Source organism: Thalassospira sp. UBA4513 (genome assembly GCF_002388495.1).
GTDB classification, from domain to species: domain Bacteria; phylum Pseudomonadota; class Alphaproteobacteria; order Rhodospirillales; family Thalassospiraceae; genus Thalassospira; species Thalassospira tepidiphila.
Genome location: NZ_DGMR01000032.1, coordinates 142,746 through 149,807, shown reverse-complemented (window position 1 = coordinate 149,807; position 7,062 = coordinate 142,746). Strand labels below are relative to the sequence as shown.

The 7,062-nt window shown below is 54.1% G+C and carries 8 protein-coding genes; 3 read left to right on the top strand and 5 right to left on the bottom strand.

Annotated features, from left to right (window positions below; genetic code table 11):
• Positions 1–459: DMT family transporter (locus B2T33_RS13460; RefSeq protein WP_286792307.1), on the top strand; the 459-nt coding region annotated here is incomplete at its 5' end.
• Between the two features lie 34 nt (positions 460–493).
• On the opposite strand, the gene B2T33_RS13455 is transcribed toward B2T33_RS13460, so the two are convergent.
• Together B2T33_RS13455 and B2T33_RS13450 are read right to left on the bottom strand one after the other, a co-directional pair.
• Entirely contained in the window at positions 494–1,381 is an 888-nt protein-coding gene (locus B2T33_RS13455) for an SDR family oxidoreductase (RefSeq protein ID WP_286792306.1), read from the bottom strand.
• 488 nt (positions 1,382–1,869) lie between these two features.
• On the bottom strand, positions 1,870–2,730 hold the full coding sequence (locus tag B2T33_RS13450; protein WP_064782409.1) for a hypothetical protein: 861 nt from the start codon (positions 2,728–2,730) through the stop codon (positions 1,870–1,872).
• Positions 2,731–3,571: 841 nt separating this feature from the next.
• Between B2T33_RS13450 and B2T33_RS13445 the strand changes: the two genes are divergently transcribed.
• The gene (locus B2T33_RS13445; protein WP_286792305.1) at positions 3,572–4,504 is read left to right on the top strand and encodes an AraC family transcriptional regulator; all 933 of its coding nucleotides are present in this window, start codon (positions 3,572–3,574) and stop codon (positions 4,502–4,504) included.
• Positions 4,505–4,590: 86 nt separating this feature from the next.
• On the opposite strand, the gene B2T33_RS13440 is transcribed toward B2T33_RS13445, so the two are convergent.
• Genes B2T33_RS13440 through gstA form a run of 3 tightly spaced genes read right to left on the bottom strand, consistent with a single transcriptional unit; the run spans position 4,591 to position 5,804 of the window.
• Positions 4,591–4,812 (bottom strand): tautomerase family protein, encoded by a 222-nt coding sequence (locus B2T33_RS13440; protein WP_286792304.1) that lies wholly within the window; start codon positions 4,810–4,812, stop codon positions 4,591–4,593.
• A gap of 3 nt (positions 4,813–4,815) precedes the next feature.
• The gene (locus B2T33_RS13435; protein ID WP_286792303.1) at positions 4,816–5,196 is read right to left on the bottom strand and encodes a nuclear transport factor 2 family protein; all 381 of its coding nucleotides are present in this window, start codon (positions 5,194–5,196) and stop codon (positions 4,816–4,818) included.
• A complete protein-coding gene (gstA, locus tag B2T33_RS13430; RefSeq protein ID WP_286792302.1) occupies positions 5,196–5,804 on the bottom strand; it encodes a glutathione transferase GstA in 609 nt (202 codons plus the stop codon). Before gstA ends, B2T33_RS13435 begins: the two co-directional genes overlap by 1 nt.
• Positions 5,805–5,916: 112 nt before the next feature.
• On the opposite strand from gstA, the gene B2T33_RS13425 reads away from it, so the two are divergent.
• On the top strand, positions 5,917–6,804 hold the full coding sequence (locus tag B2T33_RS13425) for a LysR family transcriptional regulator (protein ID WP_286792301.1): 888 nt from the start codon (positions 5,917–5,919) through the stop codon (positions 6,802–6,804).
• Positions 6,805–7,062 lie beyond the last annotated feature (258 nt).

Genomic DNA, 7,062 nt, shown 5'->3' with positions numbered 1-7,062 from the left:
GCGCCGGGTGCCGTATTGCTTGCCGCATTCAGTTATGGTTGTGCCGGGGTGTTTGGCAGACGTTTCGCCACCACCCCGCCGATCCTGACGGCGGCCGGCATGACAAGTGCATCCAGCCTGATGCTCCTGCCGCTTTCGATCATCGTTGATCAGCCCTGGCACCTGCCGGTTCCGACCACCAGCACCATCCTTGCCGTGCTGGGCTTTGCAACGCTGAGCACGGCGCTCGCCTATATCCTCTATTTCGCCATCCTCAAACGTGCCGGGGCAAGTAACCTTCTGCTGGTTACCTTCCTAATCCCGGTCAGTGCGATTTTGCTGGGGGTTGGGTTCCTTGGCGAGGTCCTTTTGGCGCAGCACATGATCGGAATGGCAGTTATCGGGTTTGGTTTGCTTGTTATTGACGGGCGGATTTTATCTCGCCCCAAGCCAGCTCAGCCCGTCACGCCAACCAAATAAGAAAGGCCGGAATTTTCCGGCCTTTCTTTATGCATCAGTGATCAAAATATTCGGCAGTCTGCATATCCTTGATCAGGCCAATCTCACGCGGCAGCCAACCAAGCACCTGCTGCGTGCGACCGCTGGAGGCACAGCAATCAAGCTCGGCAAAATGGCTGAACCAGCCAAAATAGTCCTTTGCATGTTCACGCGATAAGGACTTGAACGGCAGACCAAGACCGACACTGATCGTATGGGCGATGTCGGCGAAGGCAACGCCTTCCTCCCCCACGGCATGATAGGCCGGTTGGCTGGCGTGGTCTTCGATGGCAAGACGATAGGCACGTGCTGCATCCAAACGATGCACCGCAGGCCACAGGTTATCGCCATCCTCGATACAGGCAACAAAGCCCTTTTCGCGCGCCAGATTGATCAGAAGCGGCACAAAACCATGATCACCCGCCCCGTGGACCGACGGCGGCAAGCGCATCACCGATGCATTGACACCCTTGGCGACAATGTTTGCCACGGCTTCTTCGGTGGCCTTGCGCGGGATATCGGCGGTTACCGTATCGCTTTCGACCACCGGGCGGTCCGCACGCAACAGCCCAATGCCAGATGTGACAATCATCGGGCGGTTTGATCCGGCCAGAACCGATCCCATCGCCTCGATGACATGGCGGTCCTTTTCACAACTTTCGACAAAGCGGGTGAAATCATGATTAAAGCCGGTATGGATCACCGCATCACAGGATGCCGCCCCGCCTTGAAGACTGCCAAGGTCATCCAGATCACCGCGAAAGACGGTCGCGCCGACGGCAGCCAGTTTTTCGGCCCCGGCATCGCTGCGCGTCAGGCCGAGCACCGAATGCCCATGATCAAGAAGCTCCTTCACCACAGCTGATCCGACAAAGCCCGTCGCACCCGTTACAAAAACACGCATAGTCACTCCATCCCAATATCTGCAAAACAACCGGACCGCATCGCGTCCTGTTACGGCCACAATATCGCTTGCCATCTGGACGAACTATACGCATCAGTCCATGATATATTTTCATTCGTCCAGAAACAGGCCGCTATATGGATCCGCTCCACTCACACGTAGACCTGCCCCAAGGCTGTTATAGCCTCCTCAGCCGCAAGGCGCCGCTTGATCGCTGCTAACATGTGGTGAAACTTGGGAATTCCGCGGAACGACCAGATCGAGCGCTATGTTTGCGTGGCAGTGCCGCCGGTTCTCGGGAAGACAGATCCACAGCACTGGGTCAGCCCAGGTGCAAGCGGTTCCTTGAAAAACTTCGCCGGCAGGCTAGCGATCACCTTCTGCTGACCGCAGCCATCCGAACCTGCTGATGCGGGGAATTAAATCGAACACAAAAAAAGACCGCCACGATGGCGATCCCGATTAACTTCCGCATGGAATATCTCCGATTATTTTAAGTGAATTGGGGTCCTGTACCCATAGGCGAGCGAACCCGGAACGGGTATGCCGTCCAGTGATATGCCGTACCCGCCGTCGAAATCTTCTGATGTAATAGAAATCCCCATGCTTATTCGCGATTCTTTCCGCTTTGACACAGAGATACCACGCCAATAGTTCAATACGGAGACTGCTTTGATGTAGTGTCCACCACCCATGCCTCCGAATATCCCGTATGTGCCTGGCTCTGGATGTGAGTTGGCGATTACTGTCTCAGTGATCCGCCCTCTTTCTGATGGCGTGGCAATGTTGATACCAACGCCCTCACCTACTGCTCCGTCTGGAAAATCTGACTGTTCATAAATTTCAGTTATGAGAACGGACGAGACTTTGCAGTCGTCCCCATTGATCTGAACACCAAAAGCATAGCGTTCATCTGACACGCCAGAAGTACCTGATATTACGCCGCCTTTTATCGTAATATCGTTGGCTGAGGCCCAAACGCCCATATATCGATTTCTGATGTAGTTAACGCCATCGGATACCGACCCAGATCCTTCCAGCTTTGCCCCGACCCTGAACCCGGATATCTTGCCTGTCTTCTTAGTGTCATATAAGCGGGAGCCAGCCCCCATAAGCTTGACGCCGTAGTCCCATTCGTTCCCCTTGTTTGAAGAGCGTATCGCATGCCCATTCAAATCAAGATGCGCAGATTCCGTGAAAATGAGTCCGTCACCAGACGCGACATTAATATCTGACGTCAAAATATAGCTGCCACTGCCATAAATTCCGCTTTTGTCAATTTCTCGGATGGCAGGCTCGCAACCAGAAAGGAAAAGCAGCCAGAAACAAGTCAAAATGAATTGGCGCAAGGTTCATTTTCTCGTTAGTGATGTGAATTATGTAGCTTACCCTGACACACCTTTAAATAGCAAATCCATCCGCTTAGATTCCAGTGACCAAGGCCAAAAAGGCGGCGTGTCTAGTGAATCCAGATGAGTTAGCGTCGGATGCAACATGGCTGGTGGTAATTGGCGTTAGTGTAACAGAAAGAGGATTGGCGAATACAGACCGTCTGAAATTTGGTGAATGTCTAAGCAATATGCTGAAGCAATCAAACCGCTCGTTTTGTCCAAGGCGAAGTTTAAACTATAAGAGATTGCAGTCCTTTCGTAGGACATATCGACGCCATTTCCTGTGCTAAACTAAGGCAAAGCGGAGATGGCTTGTTGCTTCTCACCTATTACCTTATTGATCAGCATGATCAAAACAGACTTTTACGAGCAAGAATTATTCGGACTGATCATCTGCAAGATTATATGTTACTTTTCTGACCGGTGTAGACTTAGACTTGTACGTCGCCAAATAGAACAGGTTTCTGATCCTTTCCCGCTTTGGCTCCCAAGTTCCCGAGTTCACGTTTTTAGCAACGCTTACCATACCATCACTACCAGTCGACGTTGACTCTGGATCAGCCCCTGTGACCAGCCCTACCACCGAACGCTAATGATCAAGAAGCTCCTTCACCACAGCTGATCCGACAAAGCCCGTCGCACCCTTTACAAAAACACGCATAGTTACTCCATCCCAATATCTGCAAAAACTACCTGCCCGCATCGCGGCCCGTTGCGGCCACAATATCGCTTGCCTTCTGGACGAACTATACGTATCAGTCCATGATATATTTTCATTCGTCCAGAAACAGGCCGCTATATGGATCCGCTTTCCGATATCCTGTCCCTGCTCCGCCCCGACAATTACCTGTCGGCCGGATTTGACATTGCCGCACCCTGGGCGATCCAGTTCCCCGATCAGGGGCAAAACATCAAAACCGCCGCCGTGGTTGAGGGTGACTGCTGGATCTCGGTGGATGGGGTACCGGACCCCGTGCATCTGCAAACAGGCGACTGCGTCTTGTTGCCGCACGGCAAGGCGTTCTTGATGGGAAGCGATCTTGATGTGCCACCGATGCTGGCCGGAACAACGTTCAAGCCAAGCGGCTATGGCGTCATTCGCACACTGAATGGTGGCGGGGATTGCGTGGTGGCCAGCAGCCGATTTGGCCTTCACGGGCCGCAGGCCGACTTGCTGCTGGCGATGTTGCCGCCGCTTGTGGTCATTCGTAATCGCGATGAAAGCGAAGCGCTTCGCCATTGCATCGAACGCACCATGACTGAGATGCGCAAAACCGATCCGGGCAGCAAACTGGTTTTGCAACATCTGGCCCACATGATGCTGATCCAGGTGTTGCGCATGTACATGAATGACGACGCCAAGGGGGTTGGCTGGTTCTTCGCCCTTGCCGACCCGCAAATCAGCAAGGCCATATCAGCCATCCATGCCGATCCGGCGCACAACTGGACTGTGGAAAGCCTTGCAAAATGCTCCGGCATGTCCCGGTCCGCCTTCGCCGCCAAGTTCAAGGAACGCGTTGGCGAAAGCCCGATGGGCTATTTGACCCGTTGGCGGATGATGCTGGCCGGCGAAAGACTGACCTCATCGCGCGAACCGATATCCCAAATCTCGCTCAGTTTGGGATATGAGTCCGAGAGTGCCTTTAGCACAGCGTTTAAGCGCGTGATGGGTTGCCCTCCAAGAAGCTATTGCAAGGAAGGCTTGCCCCGGTCAGACGTCAAAATGACTTGAACACCCAAAGCACAAAGCACTGAGACCAAACAAGCCCCACACCAAGGGTTGCAGGGCTTGTTTCGAAGATAGAGGCCGATCAGAGTTTATCCTTGGGCAGCCCTGATCCTGCGCACCGATTGCCCAGAAATACCCCAATCATCAAGTGATACTTCATCAATTACGACAAAGGTCGTGGCGGGTGACTTGTTCAGGACGTTCTGAAGCAGATCAGTTACGCCCTTGATCAGTTGGGCTTTTTCCTCTGGCGTTGGGCCGGTTCCATCCGGCCCGCCTTCGCGGGTGACCTTGATATTGACGTACGGCATTGCTCAGTCCTCCTTTGCGCGATACGCGAAAACCTTGGTGATCACCTTCCATCCGTCATCGGTATGGATCAGTGTCAGCAGATCCTGATAATCCCGGCCCATCATGGTCATGCGGGCTTCGACCAGGCCCATCTGCCTGCCCGTCAGGGATACCCGGTCAACGCTTTCACGGCGCGGATCACCGCGTTTGGCCGGGGGTTCACGGTTATCGATCCGCGTCATGTACGCCTCAAGATCCATGAACTCGTGATTGCCGTCCGTCGCATTGACATAGGCAAGTTCTGGGTGGAACACGGTGCGTAGGATTGCACTGTCAGAGTGATAAAGCCCTTCGAAATAGCGCTCCATCAACGCGTCGATCCTCAATTCATCAGAAGATTTCATCACACAAGCCCTTCGGCCTTCATCGCAGCCAGCGTTGCCGGACGGGCCTGAATGCGCGCAACAAACGTCGCAAGGTTCGGCCAGTTGCCCAGATCGATTTCCTTGAAATTCGACCAGTTCGCCAGAACAAAGGTATAGGCATCAGCAACGGAGAACCGGTTTTCAACAAGGTACTCGCGGCCATCTGCCAATACGCTTTCAAGATAATCGAACTTGGTTCCGACCTTTTGCTTGGCCGCAAGCTGTTCCGCCGCGCTCGCCCCATCGGTGAAAAGCGGCCCCCAGGATTTATGCAATTCCGCCGCCGCAAAGTTCAGAAACTGTTGCAGGCGCGCGCGTGCGACCGAACCGGGCTTTGGCGAAAAGGCACGGTCCGGGTGGGTATCAGCGATGTATTGCAAGATCGCGACACCTTCGCTGAGGTAATCCCCCGTTTCGATCTCAAGGGCGGGGACATAGCCATTCGGGCTGATTTCGCGGTATGTGCGGCCAGTTTCGGTCAGCCCTTTCGCAACATCAACGCTTTCGATGTCAAACTTGGCCCCCACTTCATGTAACATGATGTGGCTGGCAAGCGAACATGCACCGGGCAAGTAATAGAGTTTCATGCGTAGCTCCTTTGGTTTGATCAATGATGCCTTAATGCCAAACCAGACGAGCAATTGATAATATCGACTTTTCATAGTAATGATCTATAAATCAGATCATCTTGAGGCATACATGAACCTCGAACAACTCATCGCCGTTGACGCGGTTGTCAGCACCGGCACCTTTCGCGGGGCTGCGGATCGCCTGAACAAGGCGCAATCGGCCATCAGCCATCAGGTGCGCAAACTTGAAGACGAGCTGGGCTTTGCCATTTTCTCACGCGAAGACTACCGACCCCGCCTGTCATCAGAGGGCGAGGTCTTCCTGCGCGAAGCCACCCGCGTGCTCGATCAATTCCAGCAACTTCAGGCCACCGCACAGGAGCTGCGCAGCACACAGGAACCGCTGGTGCGCATTGCACTGACCGCAACCATGTCGCTGGAGCCCATCCTTAAAATCCTCGGTGAAATCGGCGATAAATTCCCCAATACCCACATCGCGGTTGCCACCGAAATGATGGGCGGTCCGCTGGCAAGATTGATGAAAGGCGATGCTGATCTGATTATCGCGGGGTTGGAGGGTGTCGATATTGATCACGTCGAAATCACGCCTGTCGGCACGGTAATCATCCGCCCCGTCGCCCATCGCAGCTTCCCCGTGGCCGGGCGCAGCGGCATGCGATCGCGCATGGAAATGCAAAGCTATGTGCAGGTCATTGTCTCGGGCACCGGTGGCCCGGATTACGATCAGTCGCGCGATGTACTTGCCGGTGGACGGCGCTGGACCGTTTCAGACTTCGCGACCAAGAAATCGGTCATCATGAATGGCCATGGCTGGGGCGGCCTGCCCGAACACATGATCGCGGATGAACTTAAAAGCGGCGAACTGGTAGCGCTCAACATCGCAGATTTTCGCCCACGCCACACTGAAGTCTTCGCCATAAGACGGCGGGATCAGGCAATGGGTCGGGTGCAAGGCAAGATTTGGCGGGCACTTCAGACACAAGCTAGAGTGAGTTAGGTTAGACCGTTCTGATTAACGCGGCCGAGGGAATTGTAAAAAACAGCCTTTGGGCTGCTTTTTATCCTTGGGCGGGGCCCGGCGGACCATCGCCCGATGGGCGATGTCTCTCGAAAGCTGCGTGCTTCGCTTTCTCGCGAACCCTTGTTTTTTTTTGGGGGGGTCAAGCCCTCTCCGAGGATACAAATGAAATAAGCCCTGCATCAGGGATGCAGGGCTTATTTAATTGGTAGCCGAGGAGGGACTTGAACCCCCGAC

What these genes read in the sequence shown, in the direction of transcription:
- B2T33_RS13455 (WP_286792306.1), bottom strand. Translation starts at nt 1,381, where the DNA reads ATGCGTGTTTTTGTAACGGGTGCGACGGGCTTTGTCGGATCAGCTGTG.
- B2T33_RS13445 (WP_286792305.1), top strand. Translation starts at nt 3,572, where the DNA reads ATGGATCCGCTTTCCGATATCCTGTCCCTGCTCCGCCCCGACAATTAC.
- B2T33_RS13440 (WP_286792304.1), bottom strand. Translation starts at nt 4,812, where the DNA reads ATGCCGTACGTCAATATCAAGGTCACCCGCGAAGGCGGGCCGGATGGA.
- B2T33_RS13435 (WP_286792303.1), bottom strand. Translation starts at nt 5,196, where the DNA reads ATGAAATCTTCTGATGAATTGAGGATCGACGCGTTGATGGAGCGCTAT.
- gstA (WP_286792302.1), bottom strand. Translation starts at nt 5,804, where the DNA reads ATGAAACTCTATTACTTGCCCGGTGCATGTTCGCTTGCCAGCCACATC.
- B2T33_RS13425 (WP_286792301.1), top strand. Translation starts at nt 5,917, where the DNA reads ATGAACCTCGAACAACTCATCGCCGTTGACGCGGTTGTCAGCACCGGC.